The sequence below is a fragment of the Streptomyces sp. NPDC059695 genome (assembly GCF_042733785.1).
Taxonomy (GTDB): Bacteria; Actinomycetota; Actinomycetes; order Streptomycetales; family Streptomycetaceae; genus Streptomyces.
Genome location: NZ_JBHWFF010000053.1, coordinates 1 through 17,005 on the forward strand (window position 1 = coordinate 1; position 17,005 = coordinate 17,005).

Genomic DNA, 17,005 nt, shown 5'->3' on the forward strand with positions numbered 1-17,005 from the left:
GGGGCCGGCGGTTCGTGGGGGGGTGTTGTTGTTTCGTGTGACCGTGTGGCGGGGTTTGTTTATTTTTTTTTGCGGTGGCGCGGGGGGGGCGGGGGGGGGCCCCCCCCCCCCCGCGACCGCGAACTCATATCAGGGTGATGGTGATCATCTCTTCCGTACGACCACGAAGTCGGCCAGGGCGACGAGCTGGTCCCGCACGCGGGCGGGCATGTCCACCTCGTCGAGGGCCTCGATCGCGATCGCGTGCTGGCGGCGGGCCTCCTGGGAGGTCCACTCGCGTCCTCCGGCCTCCTCGATGAGGGCCGCGCGGGTGGCGAACTCCTCCTCGGAGAAGGTGTCGAAGTCATTGGACTTGGCGTCCGCGGCGAGGAGTTCGCCGAGCCGCTCGGAGGCCGGGCCGCCCGCGGCGAGGGCGGCGACGACCGGCAGGGACTTCTTGCGCTGGCGCAGGTCGCTCCAGGTCTGCTTGCCGGTGGCCTCCGGGTCGCCCCAGATGCCGAGGAGGTCGTCCACGGCCTGGAAGGCGAGGCCGAGGTGGTAGCCGTACTCCTCCAGCTTGTCGGCGGTGCGGTCGTCGGCACCGCCGAGGACGGCGCCGATGGAGACGGCGCAGGCGAGCAGGGCGCCGGTCTTGTTGCCCTCCATCTCCAGGCACTCCTCGACGGTGACCCGCTCGCGGTGCTCGTAGGAGATGTCCTGGGCCTGGCCGTCGATGAGCTTGCGGCTGGCCGTGGTCAGCCGGCGGGTGGCGCGGCCGGCCTCGACGGTGCCGAGCTCCAGCAGGATCTCGTTGGCGAGGGCGAAGAGGGCGTCGCCGACGAGGATCGCCTGCGCGGGGCCGTGCACCTTCCACACCGTGTCGCGGTGGCGGCGCTGCTCGTCGCCGTCCATCAGGTCGTCGTGGAGCAGCGAGAAGTTGTGCACGAGCTCCACGGCGACGGCGCCGGGGATGCCGACCTCGGGCGCGGCGCCGGCGGCCTCGGCCGACAGCAGGGCCAGGGCCGGGCGGACGGCCTTGCCGCCGTCGCCGTCGGCGGGGTTGCCCTGCGCGTCGATCCAGCCGAAGTGGTAGGCGGCCACGGTGTCCATGGGCGGCGCGAGGCGGTCGACGGCCGCCCGCAGTACGGGGGTGGACAGTGTCCGCCCCCGCTCCAGCAGTGCGGACACGTCCGCGGTGTCGACGGCCGGTTGTCCCGGCGGCACTGTCGGCACGGTCTCTCCTCTTGTTCCGGTACTCACACTCATACCGCCTCCTGCAGCGGGTGGTCGTGGCGGCGGCCGAGGGCGGAGAGCGCGGCGCTCGCGGCGCTGAAACCGCTGCGGACGGCACCCTCCATGGTCGCGGGCCAGCCGGTGGCGGTCCAGGCCCCGGCCAGATAAAGCCCCGGGGCCCCGGTGCGGGCGCCGGGCCTGAGCCGGCCGACGCCCGGGGTGGGGGCGAACGTGGCCGTCCGCTCCCTGGTGACGAAGAAGTCGCGGACCCCCGCGCCGCGGGCGGCGGGCAGGAGCCGTTCCAGCTCGGGGAGGTACTTCGCGCGCAGGGCGGCGACGGGTTCGTCGATCTCGTCCCGGGCGGCGGACTGGGAGACGGCGAGGTACTGGCCCCCGCCGGTGAGCCCGGAGGAGTCGGTGCGGTCGAAGACCCACTGCACCGGGGAGCCGAGCGCGGTGAAGAAGGGCCGCTTCAGCACCTTGCGGTCGTAGACCACGTGCAGGTTGAGGATGGGCGCCGTGTCGATGTCGAGGAGCCGGTCGGGGTCGTCGAGGGCGCCCTCGGGCAGCAGGCCGTGGGTCTCGTGCTGCGGTACGGCGAGGACGACCGCGTCGGCCTCGATCCGCTCCCCCGGCACGTCGACGGCCCAACGGCCGTCTTCGGTACGGGAGATCCGCTCGGCCTTGGTGCGCAGCGCGGTGCGGACGCCGAGGGCGTCGAGCTCCTTCGCGGCCCGGGTGTCGTGGAGTTCGCCGAGCGGGACGTGGGCCCAGCCGATGTCGGCGGCGCCGGGCTCGGAGAGGAGCCCGGTCTTGAAGACCATCGCGGCGAGACCCATGGAGGCCTGCGGGGCGGGGGCGTTGAGGGTGGGGATGCCGACGAGGTCCCAGAGGGCCTCGACGGTCCGGGGGGACTGTCCGTGCCGGCCGAGCCAGGTGGCGAAGTCGATGCCGTCGAGTGCCGGGTCGGCGGGGTCGAGCTTCTTCAGGGCGAGCGCGGCGCGGCCCACGGAGGCGCGCTCGGCGAGGGAGAGGTGCGGGTACGTGGCGAGGCTGCGCGCGAGGTGCAGCGGCACGGGCAGGCTGTCGCGGCGGATCCGGCCGAGCCGGGGGCCGCGGGGATGCGCGACGTCGAGGACGGGGACGTCGAGCCGGTCCTGGAGGGGGGCGAGCGCGGTGCCGTCGACCCGGTCGAGGAACCAGCGGTAGGCGGTGCAGCAGCGCAGGTAGACGTGCTGGCCGTTGTCGACGGTCAGGTCGCCGCGGCGGAAGGAGAAGGCGAGGCCGCCGAGCCGGGGCCGGCCTTCGAGCAGGGTGACCCGGACGCCGCTCTCGGCGAGCCGGAGGGCGGTGGTGATCCCGGCGATGCCGCCGCCGACGACGACGGCGCTGGGCCGCGCGCCGCCACCGGACCCGTCGCTCGCGCCACGCGCCGGACGGGACCCGGCACCGCCGTGCGCGTCCGTGCCGGGGCCCGCCTCCGTGCCGGGCGTGCCCGGCGGGGTGTTCCGCTCGGTTGCTTCGTCGTTCACGCGGCCTCCGTTCGGGTCGGCGCGGTCGGATGCGGGGGTGCCTCCGGCAGGGACGCCGGGACGGCGCGCGGGGTTGCCCGGCGGGCGGGGGCGCAGGGGCGCATCAGGCACGCCTCCTGACGGTGCGGCGGGCGATGTGGCGGGTGTCGAGGCCGGAGAGCCCGCGCACGGCGACGTACGCCTTCTCGCGTCCCGGCAGGGAGACGCGGCCGCGCAGGACCGCCTCGGGGTCGCGCTCGATCCGGTCGAGCAGGCGCCGGTAGATGCCCGCCATGGCGGCGACGCAGGCTCCGCTGCGCCGGTCGAGCATGGGCAGGAGCCGGTAGCCCTCGGCGAACAGGGCGCGGGCGCGCCGCACTTCGAAGTGGACGAGCCCGGCGAAGTCGGCCCCGGGGCCGGGGGTGTCGCGGTCGAAGCCGTCCGAGCAGCCGAACTTGGCGAGGTCGTCGGCGGGCAGGTAGGTGCGCCCGTTCCCGGCGTCCTCGCGTACGTCCCTGAGGATGTTGGTCAGCTGCAGCGCGAGGCCCAGGGTGTCGGCGTACTCGCCCGCGCGGTCGACGCCGTGGGCTCCGGGCTGGGTGCCGAAGACGCCGAGGGAGAGACGGCCGATCGCGCCCGCGACGCACCGGCAGTAGACCTTGAGGTCGTCCCAGGTCTCGTAGGTCGCCCCGCGCACGTCCATGAGGACGCCGTCGATGAGCTCGTCGAGACCGGCGAGCGGGATCGGGAAGCGGCGGGCCGAGTCGGCGAGGGCGACGGCGACGGGGTCGGTGTCGTCCTCCTCGACGAGGCCCTTGCGGATGCGGTCGAGGACGTCCCGGGTCGCTTCGAGCCGCTCCCGCTTCTCCCCGGGCGCGAGCGTGCCGTCGCCGATGTCGTCGACGCGCCGCGAGAAGGCGTACAGCGCGGACATCGCCTGTCGCTTCTCGGCGGGGAGCAGCCGGATCCCGTAGGCGAAGTTGCGGGCCTGGCCGCCGGTGACCGCCTCGCAGTAGCTGTAGGCGGCCTGGACCGGTGCGGACGGCTGGTGCTGTGCCTCCACGGTCGCGCTCACCCCTCTCTCCGCGCCCGGAGCAGTACCGCTCCCGCCTGGCGCATCAGGCTCGGCTTGGTGGACTTCGGTGGGCCGGCCAGTACGTCGTATCCGGCGTCGGTGACGGCGTCGAGGGCGGCGAGGCCCCCGGCGGTGAATCCGGCGAGGAGGAGGCGGAGCCGTCCGTGGACACTGCCGACGAGCGGGGCTCCGGCGTGCAGGAGGGCGCGGGCGCGCTCGGCCTCGAAGGCGATCAGGGCCCGCACGGACGCTCCGGCGGTGGGCTCGGCGAGGTCGCGCTCGGTCACGTGGAAGCGCTTGAGGTCCTCGGCGGGCAGGTAGATCCGGTCGCGGGCGAGGTCCTCGGCGACGTCCTGGAGGTGCTCGACGAGCTGGAGTGCGGTGCAGATCTCGTCGGAGCGCCGGATCCGCTCGGGGGTGTCGGTGCCGGTGATCGCGAGGACGAGCCGGCCGACGGTGTTCGCGGAGAGCTCGCAGTACGCGAGGAGGTCGTCGTACGTCTCGTAGCGGCGGACCAGCTGGTCCTGCCGGTTGGCGGCGATCAGGCCGAGGAAGGGCCCGGGGGTGAGCCCGCGCCGCCGGACCGTCGGCTGCAGGGCGCGCAGCAGGGGGTGGTGCGGGGTGGAGTCGAAGACGCGGTGGAGGTCCGCCTCCAGGGCGTCGAGGAGGGCCACCCGGTCCTCCTCGGCTCCGGGGGCGACGCCGAGGTGGCGGGCGTCGGCGCCGCCGGGGGCGAGGTCGCCGTCGCCGATGTCGTCGACGAGCCGGGCGTAGCCGTAGACGGCCATGAGGTCGTCGCGCCAGGCGCGGGGCAGGAAGAAGGGGGCCACGGGGAAGTTCTCGTCCGCGGCCTTGCCGAGTGTGGCGCGCGAGGAGGCGTCGGTGCGCGCCTGCCTGGTCTCCGTCACTGGGCGGTTCCTGACGGAGGGACGGCGACACCCTCGTGGAGCTGGAGAATCTGCGTCATGGCCGTCACGTCTCCCGTTCTACACTGCCGATCCAATCCATCCTATTTCGGACACGCCGCCGACCCCTGCCCGTAGGGCCGCCACACGCGGGCCCGATGGCCGCGGGGTATCGCCCTACTTGCCGCGAAACAGACCGGTCCAGCTTACGTTGCACGACGACCTTCGCCATTCCGGGGTGGCACGCGCCGCACACCCGGCCGGCGCGAGCGGTCAACTCGCCTGCACGGCAAGGGAGTTCGGGCTCAGGAGGCGTCCACTCCGGAGACCACCATGGCGAGGGTCGCCTCGACGGCGACGCTCCTGCCCTGCGCGGAGAGGCGGCGAAGGGGCCCGTCCACCAGGAGGAGTGACAGCCCGTGCACGGCCGACCACGCGGCGGCACCGGTGGCGGGGCGGGTTCCCGGCCGTGCGGCGCCGAGCGCGGTGAGCGCCTCCAGCGCCTCGCCGAGCAGGGTGAACGCGCGGATCTCGGGCTCGGCGGCCGACCGGTCCGGCGGACACTCGCCCCCCTGAGCGGGGCGGGGGACGCAGAACGCGGCCCGGTAGAGGCCCGGCTGCTCCACCGCGAAGCCGACGTAGCCCCGGCAGAGGGCGGCGACGCGGCGCTCGGCCGCGAGGACGGGGTCGTCGGCGCCGGGCTCGCGGGCGGCGGCCCGCTCCATGGCGGCGGCGAGCTCCCGGCGGGCGTGCGCCCTGACGGTGCGGAGGAGTTCGCCGCGCCCGTCGAAGTGCCGGTAGGCGGCGGTGGGCGAGACACCGACCCGGCGGGCCGCCTCGCGCAGGACGACCCGCTCGGGGCCGCCGTCGGTGGCGAGGTCGACGGCCGCGCAGATCAGCGCGTTGCGCAGGTCGCCGTGGTGGTAGGTCTTTCCCGCCGAGGTCGCTGCCATGGGCTCATCCTGCCCGAAGTTAACCGCAGGAACATTCCAGGTGGGGACACGACGCGCGAAAACCGGAAGAGCCCCTACCGGATGCATCCGGCGGGGGCTCCTGCGGTGCGCTTCCCGGGGGTCAGCGCGCGGTCTCGCGCTCGTACGCCTTGAGGACCTCGTCCGTGGGGCCGTCCATCAGGAGCTGCCCCTTCTCCAGCCAGAGCACCCGGTCGCAGGTGTCCCGGATGGACTTGTTGCTGTGGCTCACCAGGAAGACCGTGCCGGCCTCCTTGCGGAGCTCGCGGATGCGCTCCTCGGAGCGGATCTGGAACTTGCGGTCGCCGGTGGCCAGCGCCTCGTCGATGAGGAGGACGTCGTGGTTCTTGGCGGCGGCGATGGCGAAGCGCAGCCGGGCGCCCATGCCGGAGGAGTACGTCCGCATGGGCAGGCTGATGAAGTCGCCCTTCTCGTTGATGCCGGAGAAGTCGACGATGTCCTCGTAGCGGGAGCGCACCTCCTCGCGGCTCATGCCCATGGCGAGGCCGCCGAGGATCACGTTGCGCTCGCCGGTGAGGTCGTTCATGAGGGCCGCGTTGACGCCCAGGAGCGAGGGCTGCCCGTCGGTGTAGACCTTGCCGCTCTCGGTGGGGAGCAGACCGGCGATGGCACGCAGCAGCGTGGACTTGCCGGAGCCGTTGGTGCCGATGAGGCCGATGGCCTCGCCCCGGTACGCGGTGAAGGTGACGCCGCGGACGGCGTGGACCTTGCGGACGCCCCGGGAGACCTCGGCCTTGCCGCGGCCGACGATCCGGCTGAGCGCCGCCGTGGCGCTGCCCTTGCCGCCGCCCCCGGTGTTGACCCGGTACACGATGTGGACGTCGTCGCAGATGACGGTGGGGACGTTGCCCTGGTTCGTGTCAGCCACGCCCGTACCTCTCCTCGGCCTTCCAGAAGTAGAAGAAACCGCCGATGCCGAAGAGCAGGGCCCAGGCCAGGGCGGTGATCCAGACGTGCGACGGCAGGTTCTCCGCGCCGTAGCCCTCGATGAGGGCATAGCGGATCAGGTCCATGTAGACCGCCGCCGGGTTGTACAGGAGGACCTTGGCGATCCACGCGGGCTTGTCGGCCAGCATCGCGGAGATCGAGAACATGACGCCCGAGGCGTACATCCAGGTGCGCATGATGAAGGGCATCAGCTGGGCGAGGTCGGGCGTCTTGGCGCCCATCCTGGCCACGATCATCGAGAGGCCCGTGTTGAACACGAACTGCAGCAGCAGCGCGGGGATCAGGAGCAGCCACCGGAGGGAGGGGTAGCTGCCGAAGAACAGCGCGACCGCCACGAGCACGATCATCGAGTACAGCAGCTGCTGGAGCTGCTGGAGCGAGAAGGAGATCGGGAGGGTGGCGCGCGGGAAGTGCAGCGCCCGGACGAGGCCCAGGTTGCCCGAGATCGCCCGTACTCCGGCCATGACCGAGTTCTGGGTGAAGGTGAACACGAAGATGCCCGTGACCAGGAACGGGATGTAGACGTCCTCGGACATCCCGCGTCCCGCGCCCAGGATCAGCCCGAAGATCAGGTAGTAGACCAGCGCGTTGAGCAGCGGGGTCGCGACCTGCCAGACCTGGCCCAGCTTGGCCTGGCTGTACTGCGCGGCCAGCTTCGCCGAGGAGAAGGCCAGGATGAAGTGGCGCCGGCTCCACAGATCGCGGACGTACTCGAACAGACCCGGCCGGGCGCCGCTGACGGCGAGGCCGTACTTCGCGGCGAGGGCGGCCGGCTCCAGGCCCTCGCCGGCGGAGGACGGAGGCGCGCTCGTCGCGACCGCCCCGCCCAGGTGTGTGTCACTCACAGTCGAAACTTTCGTGTTCAAGATGCGCGGCACGTGTGGGTACCACGATGTCAGACGACCGGGGGGCGACCCAGCCGGGTCAGCCGCCACACCGTACGCCACCTCATGGGGCGGCGCGGTCCGCAGGGAGTCGTCCAGCCCGCGCGGAATCCGCCGAGCCACGCCGTGAGCGCGGAGAGCGAGGGCCGCCGGGCCAGGGTGAGCAGGAGCCAGACGCCGAGATAGACCGGCACCAGGGGCGCGGGCAGATTGCGACGTGCCAGCCAGACTCGGTTGCGGGCCACGTTGAAGTGGTACGAGGCGTGCCGGGACGGGGCTGTGGTGGGGTGCAGCAGCACCATGTCGGAACGGTAGTCGATCATCCAGTCGGCGTCGAGCGCGCGCCAGGCGAGGTCGGTCTCCTCGTGCGCGTAGAAGAATTCGCCCGGCAGACCGCCGACTTCGGCGAAGACCTTGGTACGGACGGCGTTCGCGCCGCCGAGGAAGGTGGTCACCCGGGAGGAGCGCATCGGGTCGGCCGAGCGGAGCCGCGGCACGTGCCGGCGCTGGGTGACCCCGGTGTCCGGATCGGCGATCCGGAAGCTGATGATCCCGAGGCGCGGGTCGGCGGTGAAGGCCTGCCGGACCAGCTCGGCGGTGTCCGTGTGGGCGAGCAGCCCGTCGTCGTCGAGGAAGAGCAGGACGTCGACGTCGGTGCCGCCGGGGCCGAAGGCCTCGATGCCCACGTTCCGGCCGCCGGGGATGCCCAGGTTCTCGGGCAGGTCGACGGTCCGGACCCAGTCGGGCACCCCGGTGACCGGGGTGCCCTGACCGACGACGACGACCTCGATCCGGTCGCCCTCCTGGCGCGCGACCGAGTCGATGAGCGCGCGCAGGTCGTCGGGGCGGTCGCCCATCGTGATGATGACGGCGCCCACCCTGAGCGGCGTGCTGACGGCCGGCCTCACTTCAGCCTGCTGGAGACCATGATCGACACCAGGTGCAGCACGGTCTGGAGCAGCGCGATGCCGGCGAGGACGGCGACACCGAGCCGGGTGAAGAAGAGGTCTCCCCGGATCTGGTCCGCGATCGCCAGGACCACGATGAGCAGCGAGGCCTCGATGCCGAGGACGAGCCGGTGGAACTTGAGCGCGCCGGCGGCCCGGCGGGCCAGCGCCATGCCGGAGGAGCGCGGCTCGGAGGCCGCCTCCTTGACCGGCGGCAGTCCGCCCTGGTGGCGGGCGACGCCGACGAGGTCGGTCTCCGCCTTGATCAGGATGGCGCCGAGGGCGGCGAGCGTGCCCAGGAAGGCCCAGAGCCAGTCGATCCGGCCGGAGCCCCACAGGTCGGCGGCGCGCAGGCCGAAGCCGACGAGGACCGCCGCGTCGCACAGGTAGGCGCCGACCCGGTCCAGGTACACGCCGGCGAGCGAGAACTGCTTCTTCCAGCGGGCCACCTCGCCGTCGACGCAGTCGAGCAGCAGGTAGAGCTGGACCATGAGCGCGCCGAGCAGCGCCCCCGGGATCCCGGGCACCAGCAGGGCCGGTGCGGCGAGGACGCCCGCGAGCGTCATGACGTACGTGAGCTGGTTCGGCGTCACCTTGGTGCCGACGAGCTGCCGGGTGATCCTGAGCGAGATCTCCCGCATGTACAGGCGGCCGCCCCAGTGCTCACCGCTGCGCCGGTCCTTCACACCCGGGGGGTGGACGACCGGCCGGAGCTCGGCCACCGAAGGCTTCCGCACCGGACGGACCTCAGTTACCGATGGATTTGGCATAGTCGGCGTACGCGTCCCTGATCTCGTCGTCTGACAGGTCGAGGTGTTCGAGGATGGTGAAGCGGCCCGGCCGGGTCTGCGGGGCGAAGGACACCGCCTGGACGAACTCGTCCACGGTGAAGCCCATCTCCTGGGGCAGGACGGGCAGCCCGTGCCGGCGGAGGGTCTCGACCATCACGCCGGAGGCGTCCCGGGCACCGCGCAGGTGCATCGCGAAGGCCGCGCCGAGACCGCACTGCTCGCCGTGGCTGGCCGCGCGCGTCGGGAAGAGCAGGTCGAAGGCGTGGCTGATCTCGTGGCAGGCACCCGAGGAGGGGCGCGTGTCACCGCTGATGGACATGGCGATGCCGGACATCACCAGGCCCTCGGAGAGCGTGACGAGGAAGTCGTCGTCGCCCACGCCGCCGGGGTGGCGGAGCACCGCCTCGCCCGCGCTGCGGGCCATGGCGGCGGCCAGGCCGTCGACGGGCTCGCCGGTCTCGCGGTGCGAGAGCTCCCAGTCCTCGATGGCGGAGAGGTTGGAGATCGCGTCGCCGATGCCGGAGCGGACGTACCGCACGGGGGCGTCCCGGATCACGTCGAGGTCGATGACCAGCGCGATCGGGGTGGGCACGCCGTAGGAGCCGCGCCCGTTGTCGTTGTCCAGGGTGGACACCGGCGAGCAGATCCCGTCGTGCGACAGGTTGGTGGCGATGGCCACCAGCGGCAGCCCGACCCGGGCCGCCGCGTACTTCGTCACGTCGATGATCTTGCCGCCGCCGAGCGCGACCACGGCGTCGTAGCGCTTGCCGCGCATGGCGTCGGCGAGCTTCACGGCCTCGTCGATCGTGCCGCCCGAGACCGGGAACCAGTCGGCACCGGGCAGCTCGGGGGCGAAGTGGTCACGCAGCTTGAGGCCCGAGCCGCCGCTGATGGCGACGGCGATCTTGCCGTTGCTGGAGATCCGCTGGTCCGCGAGGAGCGCGGACAGGTCGTCCAGCGCTCCCCGGCGGATGTCGACGACGACCGGCGAGGGGATCAGCCGAGTCAGTACTGGCACGCGATCTCACGGCCCTTCGCGAGGTCGTCGTGGTTGTCGATCTCGACCCACTTGACATCACCGATGGGCTCGACGTCGACGGTGAAGCCGCGGTTGACGAGCTCCTGGTAGCCGTCCTCGTAGTAGAGGTCGGGGTCGCGCTCGAAGGTGGCCTTGAGGGCGTCGGCGAGCTCCTCGGCGGCCTCGGCCTCGATGAGGGTGACGCCGATGTACTCGCCGGTGGCGGTGGCCGGGTCCATGAGCTTGGTGATGCGCTGGACGCCCTTGCCCTCGGCGGTGATGACCTTCATCTCCTCGTCGGCGAGGTTCTTCACCGTGTCGAGGGCGAGGATGATCTTCTGGCCCTTGCCGCGGGCGGCGAGCAGGGTCTTCTCGACGGAGACCGGGTGGACGGTGTCGCCGTTGGCGAGGATCACACCGCGCTTGAGGACCTCACGGGCGCACCACAGGGAGTAGGCGTTGTTCCACTCCTCGGCCTTGTCGTTGTCGACGAGGGTGATCTTGAGGCCGTACGTGGCCTCCAGGGCGTCCCTGCGGGCGTAGACGGCCTCCTTGCGGTAGCCGACGACGATCGCGACCTCGGTGAGACCGATCTCGGCGAAGTTCTTGAGCGTGCCGTCGAGGATGGTCAGCTCGTTCTCGGTGCCCTCGCCGGACACGGGCACGAGGGCCTTCGGAAGCGTCTCGGTGTAGGGGCGCAGTCGCCGTCCGGCACCGGCTGCCAGTACGAGGCCGATCATGCTGTTTCTCCTTCGTCGTGAACGGCGGGTGCTCCGGAGGAGACCCAGAAGCGGATGGACTCCACGAGCACCACCAGCGCGACGGCGACCGCCAGCGCGGTCAGTGCCAGGGTGAAGTCGTCACCGCGGTCCGCCAGCAGGGCGGCGAGGGCGGTCACCAGGAGCGTGCGCCCCTCGTGTCCGCCGGTGACGCGCACCAGCCACGCGGGCGGCGCGCCGGTGCCGCCGCGGATGCGGTACACCGTGTCGTAGTGATGGTAGGCGACGGCCGCGACCAGCCCGAATGCGGCGGGAAGGGCGTGCGGGGAGTCGGAGCGGGCGGCGAGCACGAGGACGGTCGTGTACTCGGCGGCGCGGAAGAGCGGGGGGACGAGCCAGTCGAGGGCGCCCTTGAGGGGGCGGGCGACGGCCGCGCCCGCGAACATCACGTACAGGGCCGCCGCGACCACGGTCCCGCCGTCCCCGAAGGGGCGGCCGAGCACCGCGGCGATCAGCGTGCCCGTGCCGATCATCGCGAGGACGAACCCGGGGAGCAGCCCGAGTCCGGCGCGGCCGAAGGTCCGGCCCGCGATCCCGGCCAGCGGGCCCGAGTCCGCGAGGTCGGCCAGGGCCTGGGCGGCCCGGTCGGTCCGCTGCGCCCTGCGGGTCAGGGAGCGCAGGATCCGGCCGGCCGTGGTGTAGCAGGCGCCGAACGCGCAGCCGACGATCAGGGCCCAGAAGACGATCCGGGGGTCGGTGACGGCGGTGAGGACGGCGATCATCGCCCAGCGCTCGCCGATCGGCAGGATGATCATGCGGCGGGCCCAGACCGTCCACCCGACGCCGTCGAGCCTGCTGGACAGGGCGGCGGTCGGGCTGGTGTTGGCCGTGGCGTCGTGGTTGGCCTCGTTGAACGAGAAGTCCACGACGTGCCGGCAGGTCATGAGGACCATCGCGCCCAGCGCGAGGGCCCAGACGTCGTCGCCGTTGCGGGCGGCGCCGAGGGCGAGGCCCGCGTAGAAGGCGTACTCCTTGGCCCGGTCGAAGGTGGCGTCGAGCCAGGCGCCCATCGTCGAGTACTTGAGCGCGTAGCGGGCGAGCTGCCCGTCGGTGCAGTCCAGGACGAAGGAGACCAGGAGGAGGACGCCTGCGGCGACGTAGCCGCCGCGCGTCCCGGTCGCCGCGCAGCCGGCCGCGATCAGCGCGGTGAGCAGCGAGGCGGTGGTGACCTGGTTGGGGGTCAGGCCGCGGCGCGCGCACCAGCGGGCGATGTAGCGCGAGTACGGGCTGATGAAGAAGGTGGTGAAGAAGCCGTCGTGCGCCTTGACGGCCGAGCGCAGGCGTACGGCCTCGTCGTCGACGGCGTCCACGGCGGCGCGGGCCTCGTGGCGGGCCTCCGCGTCGGTGGGCACCGTGGCGACGAGGGTGCCGAGCTGGGGCCGGTGCACGGCGACGCCGTCGGCGTCCAGGGCGTCGGCGATGGCGTCGGTGAGGCCGTCGGTGAGCGTGCCGGTGCCGGCGGTCCCGGTGGCGGCGGAGGCCGCGTCCAGGGCGCGGGCGAGCGCGGGGCGGGCCTCGCGCTGCGCGGTGAGCGCGCCGGGGGCGGCGGCCGCGGGGAAGCGGGGGTCGGTCAGGGTGAGGCGCAGCGCGTGCAGGTGACCGACGAACCGGGGGTCGACGAGCGCGACGCGCTCGCCCGCCGGGACGGCGGCCAGCAGGACGCCGGCCTCCTCGGGACCGGAGGCGATCCGGACGTCGAAACCGAGCGACCGCAGATCTCCGTCGAGCGAGGATCCGGGTGCCGGCGGGCCGGTGAGGATGGCGGTCGACAGACGAACTCACTCCTTGGAGCTGACGGAGGGGCCGCCGGGGCCATGGCGGCCCCGGGCGCGGCGGTGTGGCCGGGCACCGGGCGGCGACACGTCGGCTGAGGCTATCGGATGAACGGAACGTGAGTTCACCGAGGCTTCTCCGCCAGGACGCCCCCGGGACCGTCCGTGTCCGTCCGGGTGCGCCGCGTCCGCGGAGGTCATCATGGCCGATCGGCGGCCCGCCTCGCGAACCCCGTTCGGCGGGGCCGGTGGCCGGATCGCCGCCCTTCGACGTTGTCGCAGGTCAGAGCATATGACAACGGTGTTCAGTACCGTGTTGCACATACCCCCCACCCGTAGTTCACTTGCGAATCGGGGCACAGACACGACACGACCGGGAGGCCTTGTCATGGGGGCTGGACACGACCACGGGCACAGCCACGGCGGCCCGCCGCCGACGGGCACGGCGGGGGCCGCGTACAAGAGCCGGCTGCGGATCGCGCTCGGCATCACGCTCTCCGTGATGGTGATCGAGATCATCGGCGGTGTGGTCGCCGACTCGCTCGCGCTGATCGCGGACGCGGCGCACATGGCGACCGACGCCGTGGGTCTCGCGATGGCGCTCCTCGCGATCCACTTCGCGAACCGGCCGCCCTCCGGGAACCGCACGTTCGGCTTCGCCCGGGCCGAGATCCTGGCGGCGCTCGCCAACTGTCTGCTGCTCCTCGTGGTCGGCGGCTACGTGCTGTACGAGGCCGTCCAGCGGTTCGTCGAACCGGCCGAGACCAAGGGCGGTCTGGCGATCTCGTTCGCCGCGGTCGGCCTGGTGGCCAACGTGATCTCGCTGTCGCTGCTCATGCGGGGCCAGAAGGAGAGCCTCAACGTGCGCGGGGCGTACCTGGAGGTGCTCGCGGACGCGCTGGGCTCGGTCACCGTGATCGTCGCGTCCACGATCATCCTGACGACGGGCTGGCAGTACGCCGACCCGATCGCCTCGATCGTGATCGGCCTCATGATCGTGCCGCGCACGCTCAAGCTGCTGCGCGAGACCCTGGACGTGCTCCTGGAGGCGGCGCCCAAGGGCGTCGACATGGCGGAGGTCCGGGCGCACATCCTGGCCCTGCCGGGCGTCGAGGACGTGCACGACCTGCACGCCTGGACGATCACCTCGGGGATGCCGGTGCTCTCCGCGCACGTGGTCGTCGACCAGGGCGCGCTGGACTCGGTCGGGCACGAGAAGATGCTGCACTCCCTCCAGGGCTGTCTGGGCTCCCACTTCGACGTGGAGCACTGCACCTTCCAGCTGGAGCCCGTCGGGCACGCGGAGCACGAGGCGAAGCTCTGCCTCTGAGGCGACCGCACCTGTTAGTCTTTTCGTACGAACACGTGTGGAGAGGAGCTGAGGTTGATGACCGTCGCGATGGAGGCTGCCCTGTGCGGCAGCGCCCGGTCGTCCCTCAGCCTCCGGGTCTCCGGCTGACCTGATCCCGGTTCTCCCACCGGTCCGTCACGTCGTCGGCCGGGACCCTCGTCACCAAGGGTTTCCACGTTGTCCGACAACGCTCTGCACGATTCCTTCTTCGCCCTGCACCACGGCCTGCCGCGGCAGGGTCCCGGATCCGACACCACCACCCGCCGGCTCCTCGCGCTCGCGGGGCGGCTTCCGGAGCGCCCGCGCGTCCTCGACCTGGGCTGCGGCCCCGGCCGCTCCGCGCTGCTCCTGGCCGCCGAGGCGGGCGCCGAGGTGACCGCCGTCGACACCCACGAACCGTTCCTCGCCCAGCTGCGGGAGACCGCCGCCGCCCGCGGGCTCGACGGTTCGGTCCACACCCTGAACGCCGACATGGGAGCACTGCCCTTCCCCGACGGCTCCTTCGACCTGGTCTGGGCCGAGAGCTCGGTCTTCGTCCTCGGTTTCGACCGGGCCCTGACCTCATGGCGCAGGCTCCTCGCCCCCGGGGGCACCCTGGTGCTCACCGAGTGCGTCTGGACCACCGAGGAGCCGGGCCCGGTGGCCCGCGCCTTCTGGGAGGACCACTACGCCCTCCGCACCGTCGCCGGGAACGCGGAGGCGGCCGTCGCCGCCGGCTACCACGTCCTGGGGACGCTCCCGCAGCCCGAGGGCGACTGGGACGAGTACTACGTCCCGCTCGCCGCCCACGCCGACGCGGCGGACACCGCCGTGCCCGGCATGGCCGAGGCGGTGGCCGGGGCACGGGCCGAGATCGCGCTGCGGCGCGGGCACGGCGCCGACTACGGCTACGCGGGCTTCGTCCTGCGGCCCGCCGACGCCCGCTGGCGCACCCGCCCGGAGACGGCGGAGGACGTCGAGGCGGTCCACGCGCTGGTGGCCGCGGCCTTCGGGTCCGGGGCCGAGGCCGATCTGGTCGAGGCGCTGCGCGTCGACGACGCCTGGCTGCCGGGCCTGTCGTACGTGGCCGAGGCGCCGGACGGCACGGTCGCGGCGCACGCGCTGATCACCCGCTGCCTGGTGGACGGCGCCCCCGCGGCCGCGCTCGCCCCGGTCTCGGTGGCTCCCGCGTACCAGCGGACGGGGGCCGGGCAGGCCGTCGTCCGGGCGGTGCTCGACGCGGCGCGGCTGCGCGGGGAGGAGCTCGTGCTCGTCCTGGGCCATCCGGAGTACTACCCACGGTTCGGGTTCGTACGCGCGTCCGAGTATGGAATCAAGCCAGGTTTCGAGGTTCCGGACGAGGCCATGATGGCGCTCGTCCTGGACGGCTCCGCGGCCGTCCCCCGGGGCACACTGGCCTATCCGGCACCTTTCGGGGTGTAGTGCCCCGTCGCGTCCCTCCCGCTCCTGCCGCACCGGGTGTACTCCGGTGCGGTGGGAGCGACCACGTCCGGCCGTCGAAGTACGGACAAGCCGCTTTTGTACGGCAGACTGTGGTGGCCCCCATGGGCCGAGGACCGATGCGAAGGATGGGTATGCCGACCACACCAGCCACCGCGGCTCAGATCTCGCCGGAGATCGCGTCGAACGGTGTCCAGCCGTCCGGAGCCCCGGAGCCGATCATGCTCGAACTGGTCGACGAGGAGGGGAGGACCATCGGCACCGCGGAGAAGCTCGCCGCGCACCAGGCGCCGGGGCAGCTCCACCGCGCCTTCTCCGTCTTCCTCTTCGACGCTTCGGGCCGGCTGCTGCTCCAGCGGCGGGCGCTCGGCAAGTACCACTCCCCCGGCGTCTGGTCGAACACCTGCTGCGGCCATCCCTACCCGGGCGAGGCTCCGTTCGCCGCGGCGGCCCGCCGGACCTTCGAGGAGCTCGGCGTCTCGCCGACGCTGCTCGCCGAGGCCGGCACCGTCCGCTACAACCACCCGGACCCGGCCTCGGGCCTGGTGGAGCAGGAGTTCAACCACCTCTTCGTCGGCCTGGTGCAGGCCGAACCGCGGCCGGACCCGGAGGAGATCGAGTCCACCGCCTTCGTGACCGCCGACGAGCTGGTCGAGCGGCACGCGGCCGCCCCGTTCTCCGCCTGGTTCATGACGGTCCTGGACGCGGCGCGTCCGGCGATCAGGGAACTGACGGGGCCCTCCGGGGGCTGGTGACCACCGGCGCGCGGGCGCGCCTCCCGGCCCCGGTGCCATCGGGGCCGGGGCCGGGTCGCATCGCGCGGCGCACCCTGGGGACCGTCAGACGGGCCCGAGCGGGAGGGCCGCCCAGATGATCTTCCCTCCGCTCGCGGTGTGCTCCACGTCGCAGGCGCCGCCGGCCTCCTGGGCGATCTCGCGCACCAGGAGGAGTCCGCGGCCGCCGGTCTGCCCCCAGTCCGCTTCCAGGGCCTTGGGGCGGTAGGGGTGGTTGTCCTCGACGGACACCCTGACCCACTCGGGGCCGATCGCGACCTCGACCGCTATCTCCGGGGAGAGCAGCGCCGCGTGCCGCACGGCGTTGGTCACCAGCTCGGAGACGATCAGCAGCAGGCCGTCCATGATCTCCTCATGGACGGGGGCTCCCTGACGGACCAGCAGGTCGCGTACGGCGTGCCGGGCCTGCGGGACGGAGACGTCGACCGCTGCAGCGGTGAAGCGCCAGACTCCTTCGTAGGACGGTTGACGGGCGGGGACGCCTCCGTGGGTCTCCACGGTCCCGTTCCCACCCTCGTGCTCGATTCTCGCCACGGATCGAGTCTTGGCAATGCGCGGGGGCAGACCGGCCTACTGACCAGAAGTC

General features: G+C 72.7%; 16 protein-coding genes. 3 read left to right on the forward strand and 13 right to left on the reverse strand.

All coding sequences use genetic code 11. From position 1 onward, the window contains the following. Positions 1-144: 144 nt before the first annotated feature. From ACFV2S_RS35860 to ACFV2S_RS35915, 12 genes are all read right to left on the reverse strand, one after another. Positions 145-1,245 carry a polyprenyl synthetase family protein gene (locus ACFV2S_RS35860; protein WP_385569683.1) on the reverse strand — a complete coding sequence of 367 codons (1,101 nt, stop codon included), beginning with the start codon at positions 1,243-1,245 and terminating at the stop codon, positions 145-147. Next, positions 1,242-2,579 (reverse strand): hydroxysqualene dehydroxylase HpnE, encoded by a 1,338-nt coding sequence (hpnE, locus tag ACFV2S_RS35865; RefSeq protein ID WP_385569789.1) that lies wholly within the window; start codon positions 2,577-2,579, stop codon positions 1,242-1,244. The genes ACFV2S_RS35860 and hpnE overlap by 4 nt, the downstream gene beginning before the upstream one ends. A 268-nt stretch (positions 2,580-2,847) precedes the next feature. Then, positions 2,848-3,798, reverse strand: coding sequence for a presqualene diphosphate synthase HpnD (hpnD, locus tag ACFV2S_RS35870; RefSeq protein WP_385569687.1), 951 nt, complete (start codon positions 3,796-3,798; stop codon positions 2,848-2,850). Further along, complete coding sequence (gene hpnC / locus ACFV2S_RS35875; protein WP_385569692.1) at positions 3,795-4,706, reverse strand: squalene synthase HpnC; 912 nt, start codon at positions 4,704-4,706, stop codon at positions 3,795-3,797. The genes hpnD and hpnC overlap by 4 nt, the downstream gene beginning before the upstream one ends. 302 nt (positions 4,707-5,008) lie before the next feature. Next, positions 5,009-5,656 (reverse strand): TetR/AcrR family transcriptional regulator, encoded by a 648-nt coding sequence (locus ACFV2S_RS35880; protein ID WP_385569696.1) that lies wholly within the window; start codon positions 5,654-5,656, stop codon positions 5,009-5,011. 121 nt (positions 5,657-5,777) lie between these two features. Then, a complete protein-coding gene (locus ACFV2S_RS35885) occupies positions 5,778-6,563 on the reverse strand; it encodes an ABC transporter ATP-binding protein (RefSeq protein ID WP_383796169.1) in 786 nt (261 codons plus the stop codon). After that, entirely contained in the window at positions 6,556-7,488 is a 933-nt protein-coding gene (locus tag ACFV2S_RS35890) for an ABC transporter permease (protein WP_383796166.1), read from the reverse strand. The genes ACFV2S_RS35885 and ACFV2S_RS35890 overlap by 8 nt, the downstream gene beginning before the upstream one ends. Before the next feature lie 50 nt (positions 7,489-7,538). Then, positions 7,539-8,384, reverse strand: coding sequence for a glycosyltransferase family 2 protein (locus ACFV2S_RS35895; RefSeq protein WP_385569793.1), 846 nt, complete (start codon positions 8,382-8,384; stop codon positions 7,539-7,541). Positions 8,385-8,431: 47 nt separating this feature from the next. Then, on the reverse strand, positions 8,432-9,211 hold the full coding sequence (locus tag ACFV2S_RS35900; RefSeq protein ID WP_385569706.1) for a CDP-alcohol phosphatidyltransferase family protein: 780 nt from the start codon (positions 9,209-9,211) through the stop codon (positions 8,432-8,434). A gap of 10 nt (positions 9,212-9,221) precedes the next feature. After that, a complete protein-coding gene (locus ACFV2S_RS35905; RefSeq protein WP_385569710.1) occupies positions 9,222-10,283 on the reverse strand; it encodes an iron-containing alcohol dehydrogenase family protein in 1,062 nt (353 codons plus the stop codon). Further along, complete coding sequence (locus ACFV2S_RS35910) at positions 10,271-11,023, reverse strand: sugar phosphate nucleotidyltransferase (RefSeq protein WP_385569714.1); 753 nt, start codon at positions 11,021-11,023, stop codon at positions 10,271-10,273. Before ACFV2S_RS35910 ends, ACFV2S_RS35905 begins: the two co-directional genes overlap by 13 nt. Next, on the reverse strand, positions 11,020-12,834 hold the full coding sequence (locus ACFV2S_RS35915) for a DUF5941 domain-containing protein (RefSeq protein ID WP_385569797.1): 1,815 nt from the start codon (positions 12,832-12,834) through the stop codon (positions 11,020-11,022). The genes ACFV2S_RS35910 and ACFV2S_RS35915 overlap by 4 nt, the downstream gene beginning before the upstream one ends. Before the next feature lie 388 nt (positions 12,835-13,222). Here ACFV2S_RS35915 and ACFV2S_RS35920 point away from each other — a divergent pair, with 388 nt between their 5' ends. The 3 genes from ACFV2S_RS35920 to idi all read left to right on the forward strand — a co-directional run bounded on the left by ACFV2S_RS35920 (position 13,223) and on the right by idi (position 16,380). Continuing rightward, complete coding sequence (locus ACFV2S_RS35920) at positions 13,223-14,164, forward strand: cation diffusion facilitator family transporter (protein WP_385569718.1); 942 nt, start codon at positions 13,223-13,225, stop codon at positions 14,162-14,164. A gap of 198 nt (positions 14,165-14,362) precedes the next feature. Further along, the gene (locus tag ACFV2S_RS35925) at positions 14,363-15,607 is read left to right on the forward strand and encodes a GNAT family N-acetyltransferase (protein WP_385569722.1); all 1,245 of its coding nucleotides are present in this window, start codon (positions 14,363-14,365) and stop codon (positions 15,605-15,607) included. A 152-nt stretch (positions 15,608-15,759) separates the two neighbouring features. Continuing rightward, positions 15,760-16,380 (forward strand): isopentenyl-diphosphate Delta-isomerase, encoded by a 621-nt coding sequence (gene idi, locus ACFV2S_RS35930; RefSeq protein ID WP_385569726.1) that lies wholly within the window; start codon positions 15,760-15,762, stop codon positions 16,378-16,380. Between the two features lie 84 nt (positions 16,381-16,464). On the opposite strand, the gene ACFV2S_RS35935 is transcribed toward idi, so the two are convergent. After that, positions 16,465-16,917 (reverse strand): ATP-binding protein, encoded by a 453-nt coding sequence (locus ACFV2S_RS35935; protein WP_329853958.1) that lies wholly within the window; start codon positions 16,915-16,917, stop codon positions 16,465-16,467. Positions 16,918-17,005: the final 88 nt, after the last annotated feature.

Excerpts from the sequence above, each read along its gene's own strand:
- ACFV2S_RS35860 (WP_385569683.1), bottom strand. The coding sequence starts at position 1,245 with ATGAGTGTGAGTACCGGAACAAGAGGAGAGACCGTGCCGACAGTGCCG.
- ACFV2S_RS35880 (WP_385569696.1), bottom strand. The coding sequence starts at position 5,656 with ATGGCAGCGACCTCGGCGGGAAAGACCTACCACCACGGCGACCTGCGC.
- ACFV2S_RS35895 (WP_385569793.1), bottom strand. The coding sequence starts at position 8,384 with ATGGGCGACCGCCCCGACGACCTGCGCGCGCTCATCGACTCGGTCGCG.
- ACFV2S_RS35910 (WP_385569714.1), bottom strand. The coding sequence starts at position 11,023 with ATGATCGGCCTCGTACTGGCAGCCGGTGCCGGACGGCGACTGCGCCCC.
- ACFV2S_RS35920 (WP_385569718.1), top strand. The coding sequence starts at position 13,223 with ATGGGGGCTGGACACGACCACGGGCACAGCCACGGCGGCCCGCCGCCG.
- idi (WP_385569726.1), top strand. The coding sequence starts at position 15,760 with ATGCCGACCACACCAGCCACCGCGGCTCAGATCTCGCCGGAGATCGCG.